The organism is Streptomyces sp. NPDC049541, from assembly GCF_044465725.1.
Lineage (GTDB): Bacteria > Actinomycetota > Actinomycetes > Streptomycetales > Streptomycetaceae > Streptomyces.
Map to the genome: position 1 here is coordinate 88,454 of NZ_JBITLY010000008.1, position 22,872 is coordinate 111,325.

General features: G+C 68.5%; 23 protein-coding genes and 1 pseudogene. 8 read left to right on the forward strand and 16 right to left on the reverse strand.

Annotation, left to right across the window (positions count from 1 at the left end; genetic code table 11):
- Positions 1–894 (reverse strand): phosphotransferase (locus tag ACIBW9_RS28630; RefSeq protein WP_398959863.1); only part of this gene is annotated, 894 nt, incomplete at its 3' end.
- A gap of 228 nt (positions 895–1,122) precedes the next feature.
- On the reverse strand, positions 1,123–2,046 hold the full coding sequence (locus ACIBW9_RS28635; protein ID WP_398959865.1) for a LysR family transcriptional regulator: 924 nt from the start codon (positions 2,044–2,046) through the stop codon (positions 1,123–1,125).
- A gap of 69 nt (positions 2,047–2,115) precedes the next feature.
- On the opposite strand from ACIBW9_RS28635, the gene ACIBW9_RS28640 reads away from it, so the two are divergent.
- Positions 2,116–3,288 carry a TDT family transporter gene (locus ACIBW9_RS28640; protein ID WP_398959867.1) on the forward strand — a complete coding sequence of 391 codons (1,173 nt, stop codon included), beginning with the start codon at positions 2,116–2,118 and terminating at the stop codon, positions 3,286–3,288.
- Positions 3,289–3,419: 131 nt separating this feature from the next.
- Here the strand turns inward: ACIBW9_RS28640 and ACIBW9_RS28645 are convergent, their stop codons facing one another.
- The 4 genes from ACIBW9_RS28645 to ACIBW9_RS28660 form a co-directional block, all read right to left on the reverse strand.
- Positions 3,420–4,139 (reverse strand): helical backbone metal receptor, encoded by a 720-nt coding sequence (locus ACIBW9_RS28645; RefSeq protein ID WP_398959869.1) that lies wholly within the window; start codon positions 4,137–4,139, stop codon positions 3,420–3,422.
- A gap of 5 nt (positions 4,140–4,144) precedes the next feature.
- Positions 4,145–4,720 carry a helix-turn-helix domain-containing protein gene (locus ACIBW9_RS28650; RefSeq protein ID WP_398959871.1) on the reverse strand — a complete coding sequence of 192 codons (576 nt, stop codon included), beginning with the start codon at positions 4,718–4,720 and terminating at the stop codon, positions 4,145–4,147.
- 690 nt (positions 4,721–5,410) lie between these two features.
- Positions 5,411–8,020, reverse strand: coding sequence for an ABC transporter permease/substrate binding protein (locus tag ACIBW9_RS28655; RefSeq protein WP_398959873.1), 2,610 nt, complete (start codon positions 8,018–8,020; stop codon positions 5,411–5,413).
- Positions 8,013–9,062, reverse strand: coding sequence for a glycine betaine/L-proline ABC transporter ATP-binding protein (locus ACIBW9_RS28660; RefSeq protein ID WP_398959875.1), 1,050 nt, complete (start codon positions 9,060–9,062; stop codon positions 8,013–8,015). Before ACIBW9_RS28660 ends, ACIBW9_RS28655 begins: the two co-directional genes overlap by 8 nt.
- A gap of 138 nt (positions 9,063–9,200) precedes the next feature.
- Between ACIBW9_RS28660 and ACIBW9_RS28665 the strand changes: the two genes are divergently transcribed.
- The 3 genes from ACIBW9_RS28665 (at position 9,201) to ACIBW9_RS28675 (ending at position 11,456) form a co-directional block, all read left to right on the forward strand.
- Entirely contained in the window at positions 9,201–9,554 is a 354-nt protein-coding gene (locus ACIBW9_RS28665; RefSeq protein ID WP_398959877.1) for a hypothetical protein, read from the forward strand.
- A 21-nt stretch (positions 9,555–9,575) separates the two neighbouring features.
- Positions 9,576–10,505, forward strand: coding sequence for a 5'-3' exonuclease H3TH domain-containing protein (locus tag ACIBW9_RS28670; RefSeq protein ID WP_398960160.1), 930 nt, complete (start codon positions 9,576–9,578; stop codon positions 10,503–10,505).
- Positions 10,506–10,607: 102 nt separating this feature from the next.
- The gene (locus tag ACIBW9_RS28675; RefSeq protein WP_398959879.1) at positions 10,608–11,456 is read left to right on the forward strand and encodes a siderophore-interacting protein; all 849 of its coding nucleotides are present in this window, start codon (positions 10,608–10,610) and stop codon (positions 11,454–11,456) included.
- A gap of 70 nt (positions 11,457–11,526) precedes the next feature.
- Here the strand turns inward: ACIBW9_RS28675 and ACIBW9_RS28680 are convergent, their stop codons facing one another.
- From ACIBW9_RS28680 to ACIBW9_RS28690, 3 genes are all read right to left on the reverse strand, one after another.
- Positions 11,527–12,303 (reverse strand): ABC transporter permease, encoded by a 777-nt coding sequence (locus ACIBW9_RS28680; RefSeq protein WP_398959881.1) that lies wholly within the window; start codon positions 12,301–12,303, stop codon positions 11,527–11,529.
- Positions 12,300–13,316: an ATP-binding cassette domain-containing protein gene (locus ACIBW9_RS28685; RefSeq protein ID WP_398959883.1), complete on the reverse strand. Its 1,017-nt coding sequence runs from the start codon at positions 13,314–13,316 to the stop codon at positions 12,300–12,302. The genes ACIBW9_RS28680 and ACIBW9_RS28685 overlap by 4 nt, the downstream gene beginning before the upstream one ends.
- Positions 13,317–13,502: 186 nt before the next feature.
- Positions 13,503–14,123, reverse strand: a complete 621-nt coding sequence (locus ACIBW9_RS28690; protein WP_398959885.1) for a helix-turn-helix transcriptional regulator — start codon at positions 14,121–14,123, stop codon at positions 13,503–13,505.
- A 229-nt stretch (positions 14,124–14,352) separates the two neighbouring features.
- On the opposite strand from ACIBW9_RS28690, the gene ACIBW9_RS28695 reads away from it, so the two are divergent.
- Complete coding sequence (locus tag ACIBW9_RS28695; RefSeq protein ID WP_398959887.1) at positions 14,353–15,912, forward strand: amino acid permease; 1,560 nt, start codon at positions 14,353–14,355, stop codon at positions 15,910–15,912.
- Between the two features lie 508 nt (positions 15,913–16,420).
- On the opposite strand, the gene ACIBW9_RS28700 is transcribed toward ACIBW9_RS28695, so the two are convergent.
- The 6 genes from ACIBW9_RS28700 to ACIBW9_RS28725 form a co-directional block, all read right to left on the reverse strand.
- Entirely contained in the window at positions 16,421–16,918 is a 498-nt protein-coding gene (locus tag ACIBW9_RS28700) for a hypothetical protein (protein WP_398959889.1), read from the reverse strand.
- Between the two features lie 100 nt (positions 16,919–17,018).
- Complete coding sequence (locus ACIBW9_RS28705; protein ID WP_398959891.1) at positions 17,019–17,687, reverse strand: hypothetical protein; 669 nt, start codon at positions 17,685–17,687, stop codon at positions 17,019–17,021.
- A 364-nt stretch (positions 17,688–18,051) separates the two neighbouring features.
- Entirely contained in the window at positions 18,052–18,270 is a 219-nt protein-coding gene (locus tag ACIBW9_RS28710; RefSeq protein WP_398959893.1) for a hypothetical protein, read from the reverse strand.
- Between the two features lie 6 nt (positions 18,271–18,276).
- Positions 18,277–18,567: a DUF6317 family protein gene (locus ACIBW9_RS28715; protein ID WP_398959895.1), complete on the reverse strand. Its 291-nt coding sequence runs from the start codon at positions 18,565–18,567 to the stop codon at positions 18,277–18,279.
- The gene (locus tag ACIBW9_RS28720; protein ID WP_398959897.1) at positions 18,564–18,836 is read right to left on the reverse strand and encodes an SAV_915 family protein; all 273 of its coding nucleotides are present in this window, start codon (positions 18,834–18,836) and stop codon (positions 18,564–18,566) included. Before ACIBW9_RS28720 ends, ACIBW9_RS28715 begins: the two co-directional genes overlap by 4 nt.
- A gap of 320 nt (positions 18,837–19,156) precedes the next feature.
- On the reverse strand, positions 19,157–19,411 hold the full coding sequence (locus tag ACIBW9_RS28725) for a hypothetical protein (RefSeq protein ID WP_398959899.1): 255 nt from the start codon (positions 19,409–19,411) through the stop codon (positions 19,157–19,159).
- Positions 19,412–19,614: 203 nt separating this feature from the next.
- On the opposite strand from ACIBW9_RS28725, the gene ACIBW9_RS28730 reads away from it, so the two are divergent.
- Positions 19,615–19,761, forward strand: a complete 147-nt coding sequence (locus tag ACIBW9_RS28730; protein WP_398959901.1) for a hypothetical protein — start codon at positions 19,615–19,617, stop codon at positions 19,759–19,761.
- 1 nt (position 19,762) lies between these two features.
- Here the strand turns inward: ACIBW9_RS28730 and ACIBW9_RS28735 are convergent.
- A pseudogene (locus ACIBW9_RS28735) lies at positions 19,763–20,345 on the reverse strand (GNAT family N-acetyltransferase).
- Between the two features lie 67 nt (positions 20,346–20,412).
- Here ACIBW9_RS28735 and ACIBW9_RS28740 point away from each other — a divergent pair.
- Both ACIBW9_RS28740 and ACIBW9_RS28745 read left to right on the forward strand, forming a co-directional pair.
- On the forward strand, positions 20,413–21,363 hold the full coding sequence (locus tag ACIBW9_RS28740) for an RluA family pseudouridine synthase (protein ID WP_398959903.1): 951 nt from the start codon (positions 20,413–20,415) through the stop codon (positions 21,361–21,363).
- 474 nt (positions 21,364–21,837) lie between these two features.
- Positions 21,838–22,851 carry a hypothetical protein gene (locus ACIBW9_RS28745; protein WP_398959905.1) on the forward strand — a complete coding sequence of 338 codons (1,014 nt, stop codon included), beginning with the start codon at positions 21,838–21,840 and terminating at the stop codon, positions 22,849–22,851.
- Positions 22,852–22,872: the final 21 nt, after the last annotated feature.

Consider the following 22,872-nt stretch of genomic DNA (forward strand, 5'->3'; position numbering starts at 1 on the left):
GGTGGGGAGGCCGGGTGGCGGCGGCTGCAGGGCGTGCGCGACGAAGTAGCCGGCCAGTGCGGCCAGAGCGACGGTGACGGCGTCCGGGTCCGCCTTACGGCCGACGGGATGCGCGGTGAACACCTCCTCCGGGTCAGGTCCGCCCTGGGCCCTGACGCAGGGCAGCATCACCAGCAGGTCGAACCAGGGCGCCGCACGTACCGCGTGCGGCCAGTCGACGAAGACGACGCGGTCGTCTGCGGTGAGCAGTATGTTGTCGGCGCGCAGGTCGGCGTGGGCGAGGGTGTCGCCGGAGGCGGCGGTCGCCCAGTCGGCGGTCAGGTCGGCGAGGCGGGACAGCTGGGCCAGCGCCCATGCGTCCAGGCGGCCGCGGAGCTGGCGCGTCTCCTGTGCGCACAGGCGCTGCCAGCCCGTGAAGTCGTCGGCGAGGGCCTCGCCGACGGGCGGTGCGGCCACGGGGGACGGGGTGAGGGTGCGGCTGAGCTCTGCCACGGCGTCCAGGACTCGCTCCAGCTCCCGCTTCCGCCAGGGGACATGGGGCTGGCGGCCCGGGATCTCCTCCAGGACCAGGGCGACCCAGGTGCCGTCGTCGTAGGTGCCGAGGAGGCGGGGCGCGGGGACGGTGTGCGGGAGGGCGGCGGTGCGGCGGGCCTCGGTGCGGTGCAGGGTGGGGCTGTGCGGGTTGGTGTCCGCGCTGACCGCCTTGACGAAGGCGCGGCGGCCGTCGGCGGTTCGGATACGGGCGGCCGTGCCCGGGGAGAAGCCGCCGGGTTGGGTGACGGCGTGGACGACGGGGGTGCCGCCGAGCACGTCTGCGACTCCGTCGCGCACGGTGGGTGGGAGTGCCTCCCAGGGTGTGCGGACGCCTGCGGCGGGTGGGGCGGGGGTGGTCATGCGCCTCATGGTGCGGGCCGTTGGTGCCACCGCGCCAAGGGTTTTCGCCCCCGCCGCCCCTTCCCGTCCCGACCCTGGGGGCTCCGCCCCCAGACCCCCGTTCGGCCTGAACGGCCTCGTCCTCAAACGCCGGACGGGCTGAAAGATCAAGCCCCGGCCGGCAAAATCCAGCCCCTCCGGCGTTTGAGGAGCGGGGGTCCGGGGGCCGGGCCCCCGGGTTGGGACTCGTTACCCCCTGGTCAGCGACAACAGCTCCCGTGCCGGTCCCACCGGGCGGTGCCCCGTCGGCCACACCGCCCGCAGTTCCCTGGCCAGCGCGACGCCGTCGACCGGCACCGGCACGAGGCGCCGCATCGCCAGTTCCTCCCCCACCGCCAGCTCACTCAACACCGCCGGCCCCGCCCCACTGACCGCCGCGGCCTTCACCGCAGTCGTCGACGACAGCTCGATCAGCGGCCGCGCCAGCCCACCCAGCGCCGCATCGAGGACCTGCCGGGTCCCCGACCCCTTCTCGCGGAGGATCAACGGCGTCGCCGCCAGCTCCGAGGCCTCCAGCGGACGCCGGCGCCGGGCCCACGCATGGCCCGGGGCGGTCACCACGATCAGACGGTCGTGGGCGATCACCGTGGAGTCCAGCCCGGGCGGCACACTGACCCCCTCCACAAAGCCCAGATCGGCCTCACCGGACAGCAACCGCTCCCCCACCGCCGCCGAGTTGCCCGCGAGCAGGGACACCGCCGTGTCGGGCCGCTGGGCGCGCAGCGCCAACAGCCAGCCTGGCAGCAGATATTCGGCGATGGTCATGCTCGCCGCCACCCGCAGCCGCGAGTCCCGCCGGTCCCGCAGCGCCTGCGCCCCCACGTCGAAGGCCTCCGCCGCCTCGACGATCCGCCGCGCCCAGTCCGTGACCAGCGCACCGGCGTCCGTGAGACGGGAGCCGCGCGGCGAACGGTCCACGAGGGCCACCCCCAACTGCCGTTCCATGGACCGGATCCGGCTGCTCGCCGCCGGCTGGCTGATCCCCACCTCCCGCGCGGCCCCGCCCAGACTGCCGAGCCGCGCCACCGCCAGCAGCAGCTCCAGCGCCCCGAGATCGGGCACCCGATGCGCCAGCGGGACGACGACGGCCGGCGACTCCTCCTTGTTGCTCATAACTCCAGCTTATGCCCTGATAGAGACGTACTCCCTGGTCGCAGAGGAACGGCCGCGAGACCGTGAAGCATGGTCATCGCAGCCCAGCCCCTTCCGCGTGCCACCGCACGCCCTCCGCGCGCCACGTCCGTCCGCCACCTCGGGCCCAACTGGTACGCCACCGTCATGGGCACCGCCGTCGTCGCCACCGCGGGGTCGGCGCTCCCCCTCGGCGTTCCCGGCCTGCGCACCGCCTGCGCGGCCGTGTGGGCCCTCTCCCTCGGCCTCCTGCTCACCCTGCTCGCCGGACGCGCCCTGCACTGGAGGCACCACCGCGACCAGGCCCGCGCGCACCTCCTCGACCCGGCGACGGCACCGTTCTACGGGTGTCTCGCCATGGCCCTGCTGGCCGTCGGCGGCGGTGCCGTCACGGCCGGCCGGGACTGGGTCGGACCGGCCGGCGCGCTCCTTCTCGACGCCGTGCTGTTCACCGCCGGGACCGTGGTGGGGCTCGCGGCGGCCGTCACCGTCCCGTACCTCATGGCCGTACGACACAGGGTCGCGCCGGACCAGGCCACGCCGGTGTGGCTGCTGCCCGTCGTCGCACCCATGGTGTCCGCGGCGCTCGGGCCGCTCCTCGTGCCGTACCTGCCGGCCGGGCAGCCCCGGCAGACGCTCCTGTTCGCCTGCCTCGCGATGTTCGGGCTCAGTCTCCTCGCGACCCTGCTGATGCTGCCGGTGATCTTCGGTCGGCTGATCACCGGCGGTCCGCTGCCCCTCGCCCTCACCCCGACGCTGTTCCTGGTGCTCGGGCCGCTCGGGCAGTCCACCACCGCGGTCGGCAAGTTCGCGGATGCGGCACCGGGGGTCGTACCGGCGCCGTACGGCGAGGGATTCGGCGTCCTCGCCGTCCTGTACGGCGTGCCCGTCATGGGTTTCGCGCTGCTCTGGCTGGTGTTCGCCACCGCGCATGTGGTGCGGGCGCGGCGCCACGGCATGGGCTTCGCGATGACGTGGTGGGCGTTCACCTTCCCGGTGGGGACGTGCGTCACGGGCGCGGAGGCGCTCGCCCGGCACACCGGGCTCGTCGTGTACGGCTGGCTCGCGGTCGGGCTGTACGTCCTGCTCCTCGCCGCCTGGGGCACCACCGCCCTGCACACGACCCGCGGTCTGGTCACCGGAGCGCTGCTCGCAGCACCTCGCCCAGCACCCGCGGCGCCTCGGTCAACGACGGCCCGTACCAGGTCAGATGGCGTCCGCTGACCAACACGCACCACAGTCCCGGGACCGCCCGAACACCGGGCTCGTCGCACACAGCTGGCTCGCGGTCACGCAGTACGTCCTGCTCCTCGCCGCCCGGGGCACCACCGCCCCGCACACGACCCGCGGTCTGGTCACCGGAGCGCTGCTCGCAGCGCCTCGCCCAGCACCCTCGGCGCCTCGGTCAACGACGGCCCGTACCAGGTCAGATGGCGTCCGCTGACCAGGGCGCAGTGCAGTCCGGGGAACGCCTCCGGACCGTCCTCGGCCGTGAAGCGGTACGGCTCGTCCGGCAGTACGACGATGTCCGGGGCGGCCGCCCGCAGCTCGTCGAGCGGGATGCGGGGGTAGCGGTCCGGGTGGGTGGCGTAGAGGTGGTCGATGCCGAGGCGGGAGAGTACGTCGCCCGCGAAGGTGTTCCGGCCCAGGGCCATCCAGGGCCGGCGCCAGATCGGGACCACGGCCGTCGTCCGGTGCTCGGGGCGCGGCAGGCGGGACCAGGTCGTCTCGGCCTCGTCGAGCCAGCGGGGGCGGGAGGTCGCCCCGCAGGCCTCCAGCACCCGGGCGAGCTCCGCGAACGCCTGCGGCAGGTCACACACCACCGTCACCAGGACCTCGACGCCCGCCGCGCGCAGCGCCGCCAGGTCGGGCTCACGGTTCTCCTCCGCGTTGGCCACCACCAGGTCGGGGGCGAGCGCGAGGACGCGGTCGAGCTTCGGGTTCTTGGTGCCGCCGATACGGGGGACGTCGAGGCCGGCGGGGTGCGTGCACCAGTCGGTCGCGCCGACCAGGGCGCCCGGGACCGACACCGCGATCGCCTCCGTCAGCGACGGGACGAGGGAGACGACGCGCACCGGCACTACCTCGACCGGTTCTGGACCGCCTCGACGTGCTCGGCCACCGCGACGACGACCACGCGTGTGTCCGACACGGTCGCCCGCCACCGGTGGCGTACGCCGCCCGTCAGATACAGCGTGTCGCCGCGGCCGAGCCGGTAGGCCCGCCCCTCGGCCTCGATCTCCACCGCACCGTCGGCGACATACATCAACTGGTCGTTGCGGTACTGGAATTCGCGGCCCGCGTCATGGTCCCCGGTGAACTCCGAGGCGTGCATCTGGTGGTGCCCCCGCACCAGGGAACGCACCCGCGGTTCCGCCGCAGGCTCGGGCTCGGCGCGCACGACGTCGACGCTGCACGCCGGGTCGGCCGCGGCGAGGAGCTCCACGGCGGTGGTGCGCAGGGCGTCGGCGACCTTCTCCAGGGAGGTTCTGCTGGGGCGCGCCCGGTCGTTCTCGATCTGGCTGAGGAAGGGAACCGACAGGCCGCTGCGCCCGGCCACCACGGCGAGGGTGAGCTGCAGCGCCCGACGGCGTCGCCGCACGGCCGCGCCCACTCGCAGGGGCTGATCCTTGTGGTCGTCTTTGTGGTCGCCCATCGCTCCGGCTCCCTCCTTCGCTCGTGGTTTGTATCGGCGCGGTTCCGTGTGCCGTCCACCGGGGTCCGGGGGCGGCTCTTTGATGAGTTCTCTGCACCTTACGCAGGTTCGGCAAACCGTTTCATGCGGCCGTCACATCCCCGTAAACACTGCGTGCGGTCAATTCGCCAACTCCGACCCGTGGATGGGCTCTGCCCACTCGACGGGCGCGGATTCCTCCTTCGGGACGAAGCCGCTGACCAGCGGGGCCGGGAGAGCGGGCGGGGCCGGTGGCGGGGGCGGCCGGCGGCCGGTGCGGGATCGGCCGTCCGCGGGCGGGCGGACGAGGCTCCGGCCGGCCCGTCCGGTGCCGGGATCGCGGGCATACGTCCGCCGGTTCGCTACGTCGGCGGCGTGGCGCCCAGTTGGCGCCCCGTGTCGCGATCCGGCCGGTCATTGCTGGTCAGTTCGATGGTGCCGCCATGCATCGAGGTGCCGACGGGGGCGGCTTCGACCCGGTTGGCCAGGGTGCGCGGCGCGGAGCATGTGCGCTCGGCACTTCCGGCCCGGAGAGCGATGAGGCTTGGGCGATGGCATGGCGCTCCGTGGTTGGCCGGATCCTTTTCGTACGCCCTTCACGCGCGCGTGGGCGGCCCGTCGCGAAACGGACCGCCCACGCGCGCGTGCTTCCCTACGGAGGTGTCATCCGGCCTACTGGGGTGTCATCCGTCCCACCATGTCCGGGTGCTCCTCGAGCCAGGCGGCTACGGCCTGTTCCTCCTGGCCCTGGCCGCGCTTGTTGATCTCGGCCTCCAGGCTGCCGAGCTCGGCCTCGCTCATCCTGAAGTTCTTGATCCACTTGGTGAGCTGCGGGTACTGCTCGGGGAACTTCTCGTTGGAGATGGTGCGGATCGTGTTGCCCTCGCCGAAGAGCTTCTTGTCGTCCCTCAGCTTGGTCAGGTCGTACCGGCTGTACGCCCAGTGCGGCGACCACAGCACCACGGCGACGGGCTTCTTCTGGGCGTAGGCGCGCTTGAGCTCGGCCAGCATCGCCGGGGTGGAGCCGTCGACGACCTTGTACTCCTTGTCCAGGCCGTAGCCGGGCAGCACCTTCGTCTTGAGCAGGTTCATCTCACCGGTGCCCGGCTCGATCCCGATGATCTTCCCGCCGAAGAGGCCCGCCTTGCCCTTGAGGTCCTCGTAGGACTTCACGCCCTTGACGTACGACGGCACGGCGACCTCCAGTGAGGTCGGCCGGTACCAGGTGCCGAGGTCCTTGAGTCTGTCCTTGGACTTGTCCCAGTAGTTCTTCTGCGCGTACGGCAGCCAGGCGTCGAAGTTGACGTCGAGGTCGCCGGAGGCGAGTCCGGTGTAGACCGGGCCGACGTCCATCTGCTTGAGGTTGAGCTGGTAGCCGCGCCGCTCCAGGACGTTCTTCCAGAGGTAGGTGACGGCGATGTCCTCGTCCCAGGGGAACCAGGCGACGTTCACGGGCCGCTTGGCCTCGGCGGATTTGGAGCTGTGCGGGACGGGTGCCGCCTTGTCCACGAACCCCGGATTGTCCTTCAGCCAGGCGCGCACGGCGTCCTGCTGCTTGCCCTTGCCCGCCTTGTTGATCTCGGCCTCGAGGCTGGTGAGCTGCTTCTCGCTCATCCTGAAGTTCTTCAGCCACTTGCCGACGACGGGGTTGTCGCCCGTGAAGCCCTTGCGGGCGAGCGTGTGCACACCGTCGCCCTCGCCCCAGGCGCCCCTGGGGTCCTTCAGCTTCTTCAGCTTGTAGTCGTTGTACGCCCAGTGCGGCGACCAGAGCGTGACGACGATGGGCTGCTTCTGGCTGTACGCCCGCTTGAGCTCGGCCAGCATCGCCGGGGTGGAGCTGTCGACGACCTTGTACTCCTTGTCCAGGCCGTAGTCCTTGAGGACCTTGCTCTTGAGCAGGGCCATCTCGCCGGCGCTGGACTCGATGCCGGTGATCTTCCCGTCGAAGGTGCCCGCCTTGCCCTTGAGGTCGTCCAGGGAGTCGATGCCCTTCATGTACGAGGGGACGCTCAGCTCCAGGGAGGTCTTGCCGTACCAGGCGCCGAGATCGTCGAGCTTGCTGCCGTACTTCTTCCAGTACTGGGCGTGCGTGGTCGGCAGCCAGGCGTCGGTCTGGAAGTCGACGGTGCCCTGGGCGAGAGCGGTGTAGAGCGGGCCGGCGTCGAACTGCCTGGCGTCCACGTGGTAGCCGCGCTCTTCGAGGATCTCCTTCCAGAGGTAGGTGGAGGCGACGCCCTCGTCCCAGGGGATGTAGCCGATGCTGATCTTCTTGCCCTGGCCCACGTCCTTGCCGTCGGCCACCGGGGCGGATCCGCTGCTGCCGCCGAAGACGCCCATGCCTCCCGCGACGAGCGCGAGGACCACGACACCGATGACCGCGAGCTGCGCACTGGGCCGGTAGGACCAGATCTTCAGGCCCTGGGCGGCTCGGGCCTTGGCGGCGGCGCGGCGGCCCAGCGGGGAGACATGGGTGCCCAGGGCGCTGGTCATCCGGTCGAGGTAGATCGCGAGGATCACGATCGCGACACCGGCCTCGGAGCCGAGGCCCACGTTGAGCTGGCCGATGGCCTCGTTGACGTCGCCGCCGAGGCCGCCGGTGCCGACCATGCCGGCGATCGCGGCCATGGACAGGCCGAGCATGATGACCTGGTTCACACCGGCCATGACGGTCGGCAGGGCGAGGGGCAGCTGGACGCGCAGAAGGGTGTCGCGGGGCGAGGTGCCGAAGGCCTCGGCGGCCTCGACGAGTTCCTTGTCGACCTGGCGGATGCCCAGTTCCGTCATGCGCACGCCGGGGGCGAGCGCGAAGATCAGGGTGGCGACGATGCCCGCGGAGGCGCCGGTGCCGAAGAACAGGATCGCCGGGATGAGGTAGATCATCGCGGGCAGCGTCTGCATGAAGTCCAGGACGGGCCGGACGAGCCCGCTGACCCGGTTGGAACGCGCGGCCCAGATGCCGACGGGCACCGAGATCACCAGCGCGATGACGGTGGCGACGAGGACGAGCGACAAGGTCACCATCGCGTCGTCCCACAGTTCGAGGGAGTCGATGAAGGCGAAGCCCACGAAGGTCAGGACACCGGCCAGGGTGCCGCGCAGCCAGAACGCGAGCACCGCGAGGATGCCTGCGAGCAGCAGGGGTTCGGGGGCCTGCAGCACGGCGTTGATGCCGTCGTAGGTGCCCGAGAAGACGGTCTTGAAGAAGTCGAAGAGCCAGGACACATGACCCAGCAGCCAGTCGACGGTGCTGTTGACCCAGTCGCCGAGCGGGATCCTAGGCATGGACGGCCTCCTCGTTGCCGAGGAAGGCGACCAGGCGTTGGGGTGGGACCACTCCGACGAGTTTGTGCCGGGAGTCGAGGACGGCCACGGGGTGCGTCGTCCGGGCGCTCATCGCGCAGAGTTCGGTGAACGGCGTGTCGGGCGTCGCGGTCTCGCAGTCGCTCGTGCAGCCGCAGTCGGCCTCGTCGCCCTGTACATCCGTGTCCATGACGGCGGACGCGGTCAGTACGCGGGAGCGGTCGACGTCCTGGATGAAGGAGGCGACGTAGTCGTTCGCCGGCCGCAGCAGGATGTCCTCGGCGGTGCCGGTCTGGACGATGCGGCCGTCGCGCATGACGGCGATGCCGTCGCCCAGGCGCATGGCCTCGTTGAGGTCGTGGGTGATGAAGACGATGGTCTTCTTCAGGCTCCGCTGCAGTTCGAGAAGCTGGTCCTGCATGTCGCGGCGGATCAGCGGGTCGAGGGCGCTGAACGACTCGTCCATCAGCAGCAGATCGGCGTCGGTGGCGAGGGCGCGGGCAAGGCCGACGCGCTGCTGCATACCGCCGGACAGCTCGTCGGGCCAGGACTTCTCCCAGCCGGCCAGTCCGCACAGGGCCAGCGCCTCGCCGGCGCGCTGCTCGCGCTCGGCGCGGGGCACGCCCTGCACGGCCAGGCCGTAGGCGGCGTTCTCGAGGACGCTGCGGTGCGGGAACAGCGCGAAGTGCTGGAAGACCATGCTGATCTTCCGCGCGCGGACCGCGCGCAGTTCGCGGTCACCGAGCGCGGTCAGGTCCTGGCCGTCGAAGCGGACCTGTCCCGCGGTCGGCTCCAGCAGACCGTTGAGCATGCGCAGCAGCGTGGACTTGCCGGAGCCGGACAGGCCCATGACGACGAAGATCTGGCCCGGTTCCACGGTGAAGGACGCGTCGATCACGGCGGCCGTGGTGCCGTCGGCGCGCAGCTCCTCCCGGTCGGCTCCCTGTCGGAGCCGCTCGACTGCGTCGTCGGGTCGTCTGCCGAACACCTTGTAGAGATGTTCGGCCTCTAGCCTGGATGACACGTCTGCCTCTCATCACGGGGTCGGGGGGACAAGGGCCGCGCCTGCCCCCGGCCGACCAGGACAAACACGGAAGTGGTTCAGTTCACAACCAGTGCGTAGGATCGCCGCCGGTGCTTCACATCGGTGCGGGGGGCGACTGTGGAACGACCGGACGACACACGCGCGTCGGTGCTGCGCTTCACGACGGAGCTGGTGGCGTGGGTCGCCACGCCCTGGGCCCTGTGGCCGTACTCCTGGCTGCTCGCCGTCCTCGCGGTGCTGGTGCTGATCGGTCTGCCGACCGTCTTCTCCACTCCCGGGGACAAGCAGAAGGTCGTCGTCGCCGTGCCGGGCTGGGGCACCGTCCTGCTCGTACTGCTCCAGCTCGTCGCGGCCGTGATCTCCGCATGGTGGCTGTTTCCCGCCTGGGCGGCCGTCCTCGTGTCACTCCTGGCCGCCGCCACCCTGGTGACCGAACGTCCGCGCTGGCGGTGGCTGCTCGCCGGCGGGTGACTGTCAGTGCCGTACGGCATGATGCGTGGCGTGACCGGACGACTGATGCTCCTCGACACCGCCTCGCTCTACTTCCGCGCCTACTTCGGCGTGCCGGAGTCCGTGAAGGCCCCGGACGGCACGCCGGTGAACGCCGTGCGCGGGCTCCTCGAATTCATCGACCGCCTGGTCAAGGACCACCGCCCCGACCACCTGGTGGCGTGCATGGACGCGGACTGGCGCCCGCAGTGGCGCGTGGACCTGATCCCCTCCTACAAGGCGCACCGCGTCGCCGAGGAGCACGAGGTCGGCCCGGACGAGGAGGAGGTGCCGGACACGCTCTCCCCGCAGGTGCCGGTCATCGAGGCGGTCCTCGACGCGCTCGGCATCGCGCGCGTGGGCGTCGAGCCGTTCGAGGCGGACGACGTGATCGGCACGTTCACAGCGCGGGCCAAGGGCCCGGTCGACATCGTCACCGGCGACCGCGATCTGTACCAGCTGGTGGACGACGCGCGAGGGGTGCGCGTGCTCTACCCCCTGAAGGGCGTCGGCACCCTGCAGCTCACCGACGAGGCCTGGCTGCGCGAGAAGTACGGGGTGGACGGCGCGGGCTACGCGGACCTGGCGCTGCTGCGCGGCGACCCGAGCGACGGTCTGCCCGGGGTGCCGGGCATCGGTGAGAAGACGGCCGCGAAGCTGCTCGCCGAGTTCGGGGACCTGGCCGGGATCATGGCCGCGGTCGAGGACCCGAAGGCGAAGCTCACTCCCTCGCAGCGCAAGCGGCTGGACGAGGCGCGGCCTTACGTCGCCGTGGCCCCGAAGGTCGTCAAGGTCGCCGACGACGTGCCGCTGCCGGACGTCGACACGGCCCTGCCGCACGCCCCGCGCGACTCGGCGGCACTGGACGAGCTGGCGGTCCGCTGGGGGCTGGGCGGTTCGCTGCAGCGGCTGCTGACGACGCTGGAGATGTGACGTTCCCGACGACGCGCACTCATCAAGTCTTCATGGGAGAGGTGTTAACTGAGGGAAGATGCTAACTTAGGTAAACCTAAGCTTGGGAACAGGGAGGCCGCCATGGCAGAACGCCCGGCACGGAAGCCGCGCAAGGCCCAGTCGGCGCAGGTCGTGCGCACGGAACGGCTGACTCCGCACATGCAGCGCGTGGTCCTCGGTGGCGAGGGTCTGGCCGGGTTCGCGGCGGACACCTGCACCGACCACTATGTGAAGCTGCTGTTCCCGCCGAGCGAGGACGTCACCTATCCCGAGCCCTTCGATCTGGAGCGCATCCGCGAGGAACTTCCGCGCGACCAGTGGCCGGTGACCCGGACGTACACCGTGCGGGCCTGGGACCCGGTCCACCGCGAGCTGACGCTGGACTTCGTGATCCACGGCGACGAGGGCCTGGCCGGCCCCTGGGCGGCGCGCGTCCAGCCGGGCGAGACCGTGCACTTCATGGGCCCGGGCGGCGCCTATGCCCCGGACCTCGGCGCCGACTGGCATCTGCTCGTCGGTGACGAGAGCGCCCTGCCGGCGATCGCCCGCTCCCTGGAGTCGCTGCCCGAGGGCGTCACGGCGCACGCCTTCGTGGAGGTCTCGGGCCCCGAGGAGGAGCAGAAGATCGACTCCGATGTGGAGGTCGTCTGGCTGCACCGCGGGGACCGGCCGGTCGGCGAGGCACTGGTCGAGGCCGTGCGGTCGCTGCGGTTCCCGGAGGGCCGGATGCATGCCTTCGTGCACGGCGAGGCGCACTTCGTGAAGGAGCTGCGCCAGTTGCTGCGCTGCGACCTGGCGGTCCCGCGCGAGGACCTGTCGATCTCCGGCTACTGGCGGCTCGGCCACAACGAGGACGGCTGGCAGGCCTCCAAGCGGGAGTGGAACGCGCGCATCGAGGCGGAGCAGGAGAGCGCGGCGTCCGCCGCATGAGACGTCCGAAGGGGCGGCACCTCGTCGAGGTGCCGCCCCTTCGCTGTTTCCGGCGCACGAAGAGGTGCGCTCACACCGACCGCTGGTACGAGCGGAACGTCCGGATCGACAGCCACACCGCCGCCACCGCGAGCGCCAGCAGCGCCTCTCCGCGGCTGAGCACGTCGCCCCAGTCGGGGTGCTCCGACAGTGCCGAACGGCCTGCGACCATCGCCCAGTTGAGCGGGTTGAGGTCGGCGATGTGCCGCATCCAGGACGGCATCTGGGACGGCGCCATGAAGGCACTGGACAGGAACGTCAGCGGCAGCAGCAGGAAGGTGTTGATGCCGATGATCGACTCCCGCTCCTGCACCAGCATGCCCAGCGCGTTGGACAGCGCCCCGAAGATCGTGCCGAGCAGCACGGAGGCGAGGACCAGGATCGCGATGCCGCCGAGGCCGCCCGGGTAGTCGGCGCCGCCCGCAAGCGCGAGCAGCACGATCACGACCGACTGGAACGCGGTGATCAGGCCGTTGTTGACGACGTTGCCGTTCATCAGCGCGGCCCGGCTGACCGGAGTGGTCAGGAAGCGGTTGAGGGTGCCCCGCTGGATCTCCTCCAGCGTGCCCATCCCGGCCCACATGTTGGAGCTGAGCGCGCTCATCACGACCACGCCCGGGACGAGGTAGTCGAGATACGTGGTCGTCCCGAAGCCGCCCAGCTCGACCACCTTCTTGAAGAGGTTGCCGAACAGGAACAGCCAGATCACGGGCTGGATCAGCGTGATGACCGCGTACGCGGGCTGCCGGGTGAACACCATGAGCTGACGCTGCGTCATGTACCAGGTCTGGGAGACGGCCGTGCTCATCGCGCACCTCCGGCGAGGACGAGGTTCTCGGCCGCTTCGGCGTCGGCCTCGGAGTAACGGCGGCCGGCGTAGCGGAGGTAGACGTCGTCGAGGGAGGGCCGGGCGACGGTCGCGGCGGCGACCCCGACCCCGGCCCGCTCCAGCGCCCCGAGCAGCGCGGGTACGGCCGCGGCCCCGTCGTCGGCGCGGACGCTGACCCGGCGCCCGTCGATCAGCACCTCGTGCATCCCGGGCAGAGCGCCGAGGGCGCCTTCGAGGAGCGTACGGCCGGCCTCGCCGACCGGCTCCCGGAGCTCCAGGTGGACGGCGTCGCCGCGGAGTTCGCCCTTGAGGGAGTCCGGGGTGCCCTCGACTACGACCCGGCCGCGGTCGACGATGGCGATGCGCTCGGCGAGCCGGTCGGCCTCCTCGAGGTAGTGGGTGGTGAGCAGGATCGTCAGCCCCTCCTCCCCCGCCAGCCGGTCGATCTCGTCCCACATCGCCGTACGGGCCTCGGGATCCAGGCCGGTGGTGGGTTCGTCGAGGAAGAGCACCTCGGGCCGGTGCACCAGACCGAGGGCGACGTCGAGTCGGCGTCGCATACCGCCGGAGTAGCCCTTGACCGGACGCTTGGCGGCGTCGGTGAGACTGAAGCGGTCGAGCAGCTCGTCCACCCGGCTGCCGAGGGCGGCACCCTTCAACCCGTAGAGCCTGCCCTGGAGTTGGAGGTTCTCGCGGCCGGTCGCGACCGGATCGGCGCCGGAGCTCTGGGCGACCACGCCGATCGCGCGGCGCACCCGGTCCGGGTGGCGCAGCACGTCGTGCCCGGCGACGGTGGCGGTGCCCGAGTCGGGCTGCGCGAGGGTGGTGAGGATCTTGACGGTGGTGGACTTGCCGGCGCCGTTGGGCCCGAGGAGCCCGAAGACGGTGCCCGGTTCGACGGTGACGTCCATGCCGCACAGGGCGGTGACCTCACCGGGGTAGGTCTTGATCAGTTGGCGCGCCTGCACTGCGGGCGCACGGGTAGCACTCACGACTGCTCTCCTGAATGAGCGGATGACAGATGACCGGATGACAACTGATCCGTCCGCTTGAAGAGCGCCGGGCTATCCTGGGTGTGCCGCACCTCGATCGCCTGGAGCCGCTTCACGGCGGATTCAGTTCGGGGTTCGAGACCCCGGCCCAGCTGCTGCAACAGCCCGGCCGGGGTCTGTTTTTCGTCAGGTGAACTCCGGTGGCAGCTCCCCCGTCTCGTGGAAGTGGCGCCACGCGTCGACGCCCGGCAGCGAGCCCTTCTCGATCTCCTCCAGGAAACCCCGGACCCAGTCCGCCTGCGCCTCGACCATGTGCAACTGGTACTCGACCTCGACGAGGAAGAGCCTCGGGAGCGTCTCGCTGAGCTTCTGCAGCGCCGCGCGCCCGCTCGCCACTTCCACCTCGAGGTTCTGCAGCCGCTCCTGGAGCAGCCGCACCACGCCGTCGGGGGGCAGCGCCCCGAGCAGTGACAGCGCGGTCGCGAAGATCGGGAACTCCTTGACCGGGACGGCCAGCAGATCGGACAGCCAGTCGGCCATCTCCTCCCGCCCCGCCTCGGTGAGCCCGTAGACCGTGCGCTCGGGCCGGTTGCCCTGCCGCTCGACGTCCGCGACCTCGACGAAGCCGTGCTTCTGGAGGTTCTGTACGACCGTGTAGAGCGAGCCGTACTTGATCTTCGTGCTCACGTCCTTGCCCTGTCGGCGCAGGGTCTGGGCGATCTCGTACGGATGCATCGGCTTCTGCCAGAGCGTGACCAGCACGGCGAGCGCCAGCGGGTTGCTGAGCTTGCGGCGCTTCATCGCCATGATGGGTCACCTCGCTTACGAATATCCGTGCCCGAACATATCGCGACCTTCGGACGAACGTCAATACACACGATGTATCGCGTTTTGAAGTGCAGCACAAGGGCGTGAGGACTTGGGCCCGCCCCGGACACGGCGGCGTGACGCGCACGAAACAGGCCGTCCCTAATTTCTGTCGCCTGACAGGAACCCGCGCCACTCCCCGCTCCCCGCGCCGAAGGCAGGTGCCGCCGTGACCACAACCACCCCCTCCGACGTACGCCCCGATCCACCGCACCCGCCCGACGACGGCTCGCTCGCGGAATTCGGCTACCGCCAGGAACTGCACCGCAGCCTGGGCAGGTACGCCTCCTTCGCGGCCGGGTTCTCCTTCATCTCCGTACTGACGACCGTCTTCCAGTTCTTCGCCTTCGGGTACGCGTTCGGCGGCCCCGTCTTCTTCTGGGCCTGGCCGGTGGTGCTGGTCGGGCAGCTGCTGGTGGCCGCGTGCTTCGCGGAGCTGGCCGCCCGCTATCCGATCTCGGGCGCCATCTACCAGTGGTCATCACGGCTTTCGAACGTCACCTTCGGCTGGTTCGCCGGCTGGATCATGGTCATCGGACAGATCGTGGTGGTCGCGGCGGCGGCGCTGGCCCTGCAGATGGTGCTGCCGGCGATCTGGTCGGGCTTCCAGCTCGTGGGCACCGACCCGGCGGTGACCTCGCAGGACGGCGCGGCGAACGCGGCGGTCCTCGGAGTGATCCTGCTGGTGCTGACCACCCTCGTGAACATCGTGGACAACCGGGTGATGTCCGTGATCAACCGGGTCGGCGTGACCGCCGAGATCATCGGTGCGGCGCTCATCGTCCTACTGCTGCTCACCCACTCCGAGCGCTCCCCCGGCATCACCTTCCACACCACCGGAGCCGCAAGCTCCGGCCTGTTCGGGGCACTTGCCGTGGGTTCCTTCACGGCGGCGTACGTGATGATCGGCTTCGACAGCGCGGGCGAGATGAGCGAGGAGACACACCACCCCCGGCGTACGGCGCCCCGCACGATCCTCACGGCACTGGGGGCCGCGGGCCTGCTCGGCGGCCTGGTCATCCTCGGCGGCCTGCTCGCCGCGCCCAGCCTGACCGACGGCCACCTGGGCGTCGACGGTCTGAGCTACGTCCTCACCAGCCGCCTCGGCGACGGCGTCGGCAAGGTGCTGCTGGCCGACGTGGTGGTGGCGATCGCGGTGGCCACGCTCGCCATCCAGACCGCGGCCTGCCGGATGCTGTTCTCCATGGCCCGCGACGGCCAGCTCCCCTTCTCCCGCCGCCTCGCCCGCGTCAACCCGGGCACGGGCATGCCCAGCGCCCCGGCCCTCGTGGTCGGCGTCCTCGCCGCGGCCCTCCTGCTGCTCAACTTCGTCTCCCCGGACGCCTTCCTGGCCATCGGCACCACCTGCATCGTGATGCTCTACCTGGCGTACGCGATGGTCACGGGCCCGCTCCTGATCCGCCGCCTGCGCGGCGAGTTCACCCCCGAAGGCACCGACGAGACGGGCGGCCGGCTCTTCTCCCTGGGCCGCTGGGGCATCCCGGTCAACGCCCTCGCCCTCCTCTACGGCCTCGTCATGACGGTCAACCTGGCCTGGCCGAGGGCGGCGGTGTACGACCCGACGGGCGGGCACTGGTACTTCCAGTGGTTCACGGTGCTGTTTTTGCTGGTCACGGTAGGGGTCGGAGCCCTGTACCGATTGCTGCGTGCACAACCCGTGCACTCGGCTGCGGAACCGCCTGTGGCTCTCCAAGAACCGACTCGATAGCCGCAGCGGTCGTGTCCTCGTCGGTCGGCCAGTAGCCCACGTATTGTCGAGCGTGATCGACGGCTTCGAGTGCCCGAGACGGACCTGTACCGTCTTCACACTCTCCCGATGTTTGATCAGGACCGTGGCGTAGAAGTCCCGGAGGCTGTGCAGCGTGCACTTCTCCGGGACTCGCACGCGCTGCGGCTCGGCACCTTCGGACTTCCCGAGACGCTGCCACCGTGAGAATGCCTCGCTGTACTGCTCGTCGAGTGCCTTGTTCGCGTCTTCCCTGCAATTCGGAATGCAATGCGGCCAAAGTCGACGGCGAATTAGATAGGGTCACAGGAGGCAAGCAATTCGCCATACCTTGTCGCTGAATAGCGTCGGAATTCGGGGCGAAAAGTAGAACCTCAAACCGCCTGCGCGCCAGGATACCCCGGGGGGAGGGGTGCGCCAATCGATGAAGAAAAAATCGCCGACGCCACTCGTCCGCGCCTTTCTCTCTGCGGTGAAACTTCGCGAATGATCATGATGCAGGCGTGCTCATGTTCAAGTCGCCCCACCCCGCCGGGATCTCGTCTTGACGGCCCTGGAGGGTCAGCCACCGGGCCAGCTTGCGCCGGGCGCGAAGTTCGCCGGGCAGAAGTGGCTTCAGGTAGTACCAAAGGAGCACCGGAAAGGCGCCGACTGCCATGGGCATGCAGACAACGATCACAAGGCCACCAAGACCGCCCAATGCACTCAAGCCGTACCCGAGAGCTCCGGAACCAGCGCCGACCCGTCGACCCCGGCTTCGCCTCTCGCGTGCGTCCTCTGCCCACATTTCGTGATCATGGACAATTGAGCGCTCACGCTGATTTCGGGCGATAGACTGGCCGGTCTTAAAACTGCTCAGAACACTGGCCGCCACCACAATGGGAATCACTATCCACGGCGAGGCTCCGGAGTTGATGATCCCGGTCGTGATCCCTACAGCCATAGCGATCATCATGCACGTCATCAAAAACGTGAAAAGTGTTGCCATCGAACGGAGCGCCCAGTACCGGAAACCCCGTTTACGCCAGGATTTACCAACAAACGCGAGTGAATCGATCGGCGCCTCCCGAGGCACCCACGCTTTTCCTTTAGAAGACATCATCCCACAAACTCTTCGCTGAATTCTTTATCTTCCCTGCAACGCCCACCACATCTCCGTCCCACCAAGCAGTCGAAGCATCACTGAAACTGTGACCAATCCCGGAAATCACGCCGTGGGAGTGGATATTGTGTTCCCAATGGCCAGCCTTGAAGAGCTCGGTGGCGTAAGTGCCTACCCCGTACCCCGCAATTACGCTTCCAGCTACACCTACCGTGACGGAGGCACCTCCAGATGCCGCCAAGCCCTCGACTGCGGTACCGGCGGCCATCGCGACCCCTGCGCTACCCAATTCAACGCCTAGGCTGTGCCCGAGTCCCCAACCCTTTTCCATATCGTCCTTGGTGGCGAGAGCGACGCCCACAAGACCCACTGTCGTGCCAAGTATCGGGATACTGTCCAGCATTTTGAACTGGCCGTCGAGGTTGAGCTTTTCCCGTAGCCGTGAAAACTCGATCTCCGTCGCGCCGGAGAACTTCCACTTCGACGCCTTCTTTTCGACATCAGCGAGGGCCTTATTCGCGGCTCGCAACGCTCTACGGTTAGTAAGTCGCTCTTTCTGGAACTCTTTCCACTCTCGCGACTGCTTGGGCATGTGTTTGTGAGCGCGCTTCATATCGATGCGCTCCTTGTCGATCTCCTTGACTTTCTCCTGCATCGCCGCCGTCTGGGCGGCCGGAATTGCGTAAAGGGATCGTGCTGCGTCAGCGAGTGTGAGATTATCTGAAGTACCCAGCGTGTCGCCACTGTCGTCACCGTTGGGGGCGTATTCTGTAACGATCGAAGCGAAAGCGACCTCAGCGTCCGCCCGTGCGCGCTTGGGCCTTTTTCAGTGCATCATCCACCCACTCCAGATATTCCTGGCAATGTGGGTTTTCGTAACCGTCAGGCCGTGGAACACCTTCGGAGTCGAGATGTATGCCCTTTTGTTGAGCAAAATCATGTGCATTCCACAGGTCGTGTTGCGCTTCCCCGAGAAGCGTAGCGAGGTGCTCCATCGTGGTGGAAATACTCGACAGCGCCTACACAATCCCGGCTGCAGCGGCCGAGGATTTACCCCAATCCTCCTTGAAGTTATTCGCTGCATCACCAGACCAGCCAGCGTCGTTTACCAGTGCCTCGACTTTGCCATTGAGGACTTTTGTGACGTCTGCGACGGCACTAGCGGCCCTTGCGAGATCCTGCCCGTCAGAAAAGAGAGCGGTCCGATTTCCGGCAATCTTCGAGTAGCTGTCGCCCACGTCCCGTCACCCCTCAAGCTCGTTGAATAGAGCCAGCACATCTTGGTTGTCGCGAGAGTACCCGTCGTGCGCGTGCTTGATCTTGTCGCCGTCGGATTCGACCTGCTTCGCCAGGAGCTGGTACAGCGTGTTCACGGTATCCAAGGCTTCCCGGCAAGCCTTGTTGACTTTCGCTTCTCCGCAGTCAGGCGCAGCGAAGTTCACATTGTGACGCTGCTGGTCCAGCGTGCGTTCCTCGCTGTAGAAAGCCTTGTAGAGATCTTTGAGATCGTCCAGGATTACCTGGTACTCGCTCACTCTTCCCCCTGTTGCATAAACCGCGCGTCGACCACGATCCTGTGGATGCCGGACTGCTCGTGGAATTCCTTCAGACTGCTAATCGGCAGACACACCCAGGGCTGCGAGTCACCCATGACCTCGACGAGTCGTTCGATGCTAGTGAAGGCGATACCAACCATCTGCCCTGACATGTCCGGTTTTGCCTCGAACAGGATTTCCTGTTCGCCGTCGCGCATGACTGGCCGGGCCGGAGCGATGACCAACTTGTTTGCGGTCACCCTGGTCACGTCTCCCCCTCCCGACTGCTGGCTCTCAGTAGCCTATTCAGCCTTCTGTGTACACGGCAACTGAGACTCGCTCTAGTCCATTTTTTATGGGAAACGCATGGTTTATGTGTGATTACATATAAGGAGAGATGCATCGTTGCAAAGGCAACCATCCGGGAGGCACTGGCCGCCCTGGGGCTTCCCGAGAGCGTCTGGCGGGGCGTTCGGCCGATGGTGACCCACAGCGGCAAGCCGTACGTCCACCTGGGCATGGTCCGAGCGGACGTGGCCGAGAAGATGGCCGAGGCGATGGCGGGCGCCCAGCTGAGGTCGCAGCGCCGTTATCGCTCCGGTACGAGCGTGACTTCGAACTGGAGGGTCGTGAGTCCTGCGAGACGTTCCTCGACGTCCTGGACGACATCACCCGCCAGGGCGGTCGCCAACGCTGTGAGTTCAGACCCCTCACGCTCCACTTGTTGGACGGCGTCAAACTGTCGATCCCGCAACTGGAATTGGCTGGCAAGCTGCTTGAGCACCTCATGCGCTTCGGCGACGTCCTCGCGTTGAGCGTTGATCGATACGGCGGTGTAGGTCATGGTGCCCGCCCGTTCCTTGTCTCTCCGTTCCTCCTCCCGCCCAGTGTCACGCCGGTCCTCGATAGGCGCTCGACGAGCGCCGTCGCTTCGAGTGCACTACGAGTGCACATGGGGGCGAAAACCACTGCGACACAGTGAGAAACGCTGAGACGAGTTTCCGCAGGCCAGACGACCTGTCCAGCGATCACCGCAGTTCAACGGGGGTGCCTTGCCTCTGGTACTTCCAGTGGTTCACGGTGCTGTTCCTCGCGGCGACCGTGGTGGCCGGTGGCGCGTACCGGGTGTACCGGAAGCGGACCGGCGCTCCGAGCGCCGTACCGGAGAAGGCGGTTCCGGAGGCCGCGGTCTAGTTCAGTCGCCTCGTACGCGCGCGTGCAGATGCATGTCGTGCCAGCCGTCAGGATGCAGGAAGGCGCTGCGCTTGGTGCCCTCCAGGGCGAATCCCGTCTTGGCGGCGACCCGGCAGGAGGCCTGGTTGGCGGTGGCGTGCAGGAGTTCGAGGCGGTGAAAGCCGATCTCCTCGAAGGCCCAGCGGGTCAGGGTGTTCGTCGCTCGTGCGGCCGCACCCTGGCCGCGGGCCGCCGCCGTGGTCCAGTACGCGACCTTGGCAACGCCCTCGGCGAGCCTGATGTCGCGCAGCGCCACCCGCCCGAGCAGCCGGTCGGAGTCCGCGTCGACGACGGCCCACTGGGCGCCCCGCTCCCCCCTCCCACTCCTTGCACCACGTCTCGATCCACCCGGCGGCCTCCGCCACCGAATCGCTGCGCATGAGATGCCACTGGTGCATCAGCGGATCCTGGAACACCGCGTGGACCGCGGAGACGTCGTCGGCCCGCCACGGGCGCAGGACGAGCCCGTCACCATCAGAGAGCGGGGGTTGCGGGGTCCCGGAGAGGGTCTTCTCGGGCAGTACGACGTCAGCGGTGTACGGCATGGTCCGCATCCTGCCGCCGGGTCGCGACCCGGCCAACGGATTTTCGGGCGCCGTACCCTTGATCGTGATGAGACGCAGGCCCCGCATTCCCCCCTCCCCCCTGCCGCAGCGCCACGGGGTCGATCCGGTGCGGGTGCGGCTGCCTGTGGAGGGCGCATGGGCCACGGTGCGTGAGCATCTGGTCGAGCGGCTCAGCGGGGCGGGTGCAGGTGTCGTCGACGCCATGCTGGACGCCGGGAAGATCGTCGGCGCCGACGGGCGGGCCGTCGGCCCCGACGCCGCTTATATACCCGGCATGTTCGTGTGGTTCCACCGGGAGTTGCCCGACGAGGTGCCGGTGCCGTTCCCATTGAAGGTCGTGCACCGCGACGAGCACATGGTCGTCGTCGACAAACCGCACTTTCTGGCCACGACCCCGCGCGGCAGCCACATCGCCGAGACCGCGCTCGCCCGGCTGCGTCGGGAGCTGGGGATCGAGACCCTCGGCGCCGCTCACCGGCTGGACCGGCTCACCGCCGGGCTGGTGCTGTTCACGGTGCGGCCCGAGGAGCGGGGGATGTACCAGTCGCTGTTCCGTGACCGGCGGGTGCGCAAGGAGTACGAGGCGGTGGCCCCGTACGATCCGAGACTGGCCCTGCCGCGCACCGTGCGGAGCCGGATCGTGAAGGAGCGGGGTGTGCTCGCCGCCCAGGAGGTGGCGGGCGAGCCGAACGCCGTCAGCCGCGTCGAGCTGATCGAACGCAATGCGCACGGCCTCGGCCGGTACCGGCTGACCCCGAGCACCGGGCAGACCCATCAGCTGCGCGTCCACATGAACGCACTCGGGGTGCCCATCCTCGGCGATCCGCTCTACCCCGTGGTGACCGGCCCGGTGCCGGCCGACGACTTCCGCCGCCCGCTCCAGCTGCTGGCCCGGGCCCTGGACTTCACCGATCCGGTCACCGGGGTGGAACACCGCTTCCGCAGTGGGCGAACCCTCGCAGCGTGGAGCTCGTACGGCGACTGGGCCGGTCGGTGACACCGTCCCGCCAGCGCCGGCAACACGTGCCGCGTGCACCCCACCAGTTCACCCGCACAGCTATGACCGAACGAGAACCAACTCTTTCGGATTGATGCCACACATGACAACATTTCAACTAAGTGCGCCCCTCGCGTGCCGACGTACGCTCCTCCTACGCTCCTTCACGGAGGCGGGCGCCGCGCGCACGCTGGGGATTACAGCCAGAAGTGGGACGTTCTTGCGGAGGCTCGGGTCATGGCATCACGTCGCGTCGAGTTCGCGACAGCAACCCCGGACATGCCGACCCGGGAGGGCTCAGCGCAGGAGGCACTGGAACAGCTGTCAGGTGCACGCGGTATTCAGGAACCGCTGAATCGTTCGCACCACCTTCGGGTGCGAATCTAATTGCGAGAACACGCATCTTCGACCGGTTCCGTAAGCAGGCCCAGTTCGTGCGGTGCGAAGGACGCCGTCACCACACAGGAGGCAGCCGTGCTGTTGGACACCTTCCGACTACCCACGTTCTACATGCCGTTCAAGACCAGGGTGAACCCACATTTGGAGGATGTCCGTCCACGTGTCCGCGCCTGGGCGTGGTCCTTAGGTCTGCTGGAACCACAGCACACCGACTCACACCACGGCGGGTGGAGTGCCGAGGTCTTCGACCGGGCGGACTTCACTCTGTTCACCGCCCTGACCTACCCTCATGCCTCCGCCCGGGAATTGGAGCTGCTGTCCGGCTGGCACAGCGTCATCTGGTGCCTTGACGACGTTTTCCTCCCCTGGTGTGAAGCTCTCGGCAATCGCCGGCGGATCCTGCAGCGCATCGAGCGGCTGATGGCCTTCCTGCCGATAACGGCATATGACTCGGGCCCACTCCCCGAGCAGCCTCTGGAACGCGCACTCGCGGACCTGTGGCACCGCACGGCCCCCTCGGCGACGCGCTCCTGGCGGATCCTGTACGCCAGGGCCGTACGACAGTTCCTGGAAGCATCGCTCTGGGAAGCGGACAACCTCACGCGCGGCCGATTCCCCGACCTCATCGAGCAGACCGAAATGCGCCGGGATTTCGGGGCGGCCGGGTGCAGTGCACTTTTGATGGAGCACTCACTCGGCTGGGAAATCACCGAGGAAATACGCGGAACCCGCCCCTTCACCGCACTGATCAATGCATTCCGGGACACAGTCGATCTGCACAACGACATCGTGTCCTACCCCAAGGAGGTCCGCGAAGGCGCCGCGAGGAACAACATCGTGCACGTGGCGCAGGAACTGTACGACATACCCCTCCACACGGCAGTGTCCCTCGTCGACCGCATCCTGACGGGGCGTGTCAGGACACTGGACGAAACCGTCAGGACCGACCTCCCGCAAGCACTGCGCGATCTGCACGCGGATCCAACCACCCAGCACGCCGTGCTCAGGCACGCCCGGGCCATCCAGGGCTGGGCCGCGGGCTCCTACCACTGGCACCAGGGCACCGAGCGGTACCGGTCCGCCGCTTGACTCGGGCGGTCCTGCAGCCGC

Coding starts and splice junctions, on each gene's coding strand:
- ACIBW9_RS28635 (WP_398959865.1), bottom strand. CDS start 2,046: ATGAGCAACAAGGAGGAGTCGCCGGCCGTCGTCGTCCCGCTGGCGCAT.
- ACIBW9_RS28705 (WP_398959891.1), bottom strand. CDS start 17,687: ATGCAGGAGAAAGTCAAGGAGATCGACAAGGAGCGCATCGATATGAAG.
- ACIBW9_RS28640 (WP_398959867.1), top strand. CDS start 2,116: ATGGTCATCGCAGCCCAGCCCCTTCCGCGTGCCACCGCACGCCCTCCG.
- ACIBW9_RS28650 (WP_398959871.1), bottom strand. CDS start 4,720: ATGGGCGACCACAAAGACGACCACAAGGATCAGCCCCTGCGAGTGGGC.
- ACIBW9_RS28700 (WP_398959889.1), bottom strand. CDS start 16,918: ATGGCAACACTTTTCACGTTTTTGATGACGTGCATGATGATCGCTATG.
- ACIBW9_RS28740 (WP_398959903.1), top strand. CDS start 20,413: ATGAGACGCAGGCCCCGCATTCCCCCCTCCCCCCTGCCGCAGCGCCAC.
- ACIBW9_RS28670 (WP_398960160.1), top strand. CDS start 9,576: ATGCGTGGCGTGACCGGACGACTGATGCTCCTCGACACCGCCTCGCTC.
- ACIBW9_RS28655 (WP_398959873.1), bottom strand. CDS start 8,020: ATGCCTAGGATCCCGCTCGGCGACTGGGTCAACAGCACCGTCGACTGG.
- ACIBW9_RS28690 (WP_398959885.1), bottom strand. CDS start 14,123: ATGGCGATGAAGCGCCGCAAGCTCAGCAACCCGCTGGCGCTCGCCGTG.
- ACIBW9_RS28725 (WP_398959899.1), bottom strand. CDS start 19,411: ATGACCTACACCGCCGTATCGATCAACGCTCAACGCGAGGACGTCGCC.
- ACIBW9_RS28675 (WP_398959879.1), top strand. CDS start 10,608: ATGGCAGAACGCCCGGCACGGAAGCCGCGCAAGGCCCAGTCGGCGCAG.
- ACIBW9_RS28680 (WP_398959881.1), bottom strand. CDS start 12,303: ATGAGCACGGCCGTCTCCCAGACCTGGTACATGACGCAGCGTCAGCTC.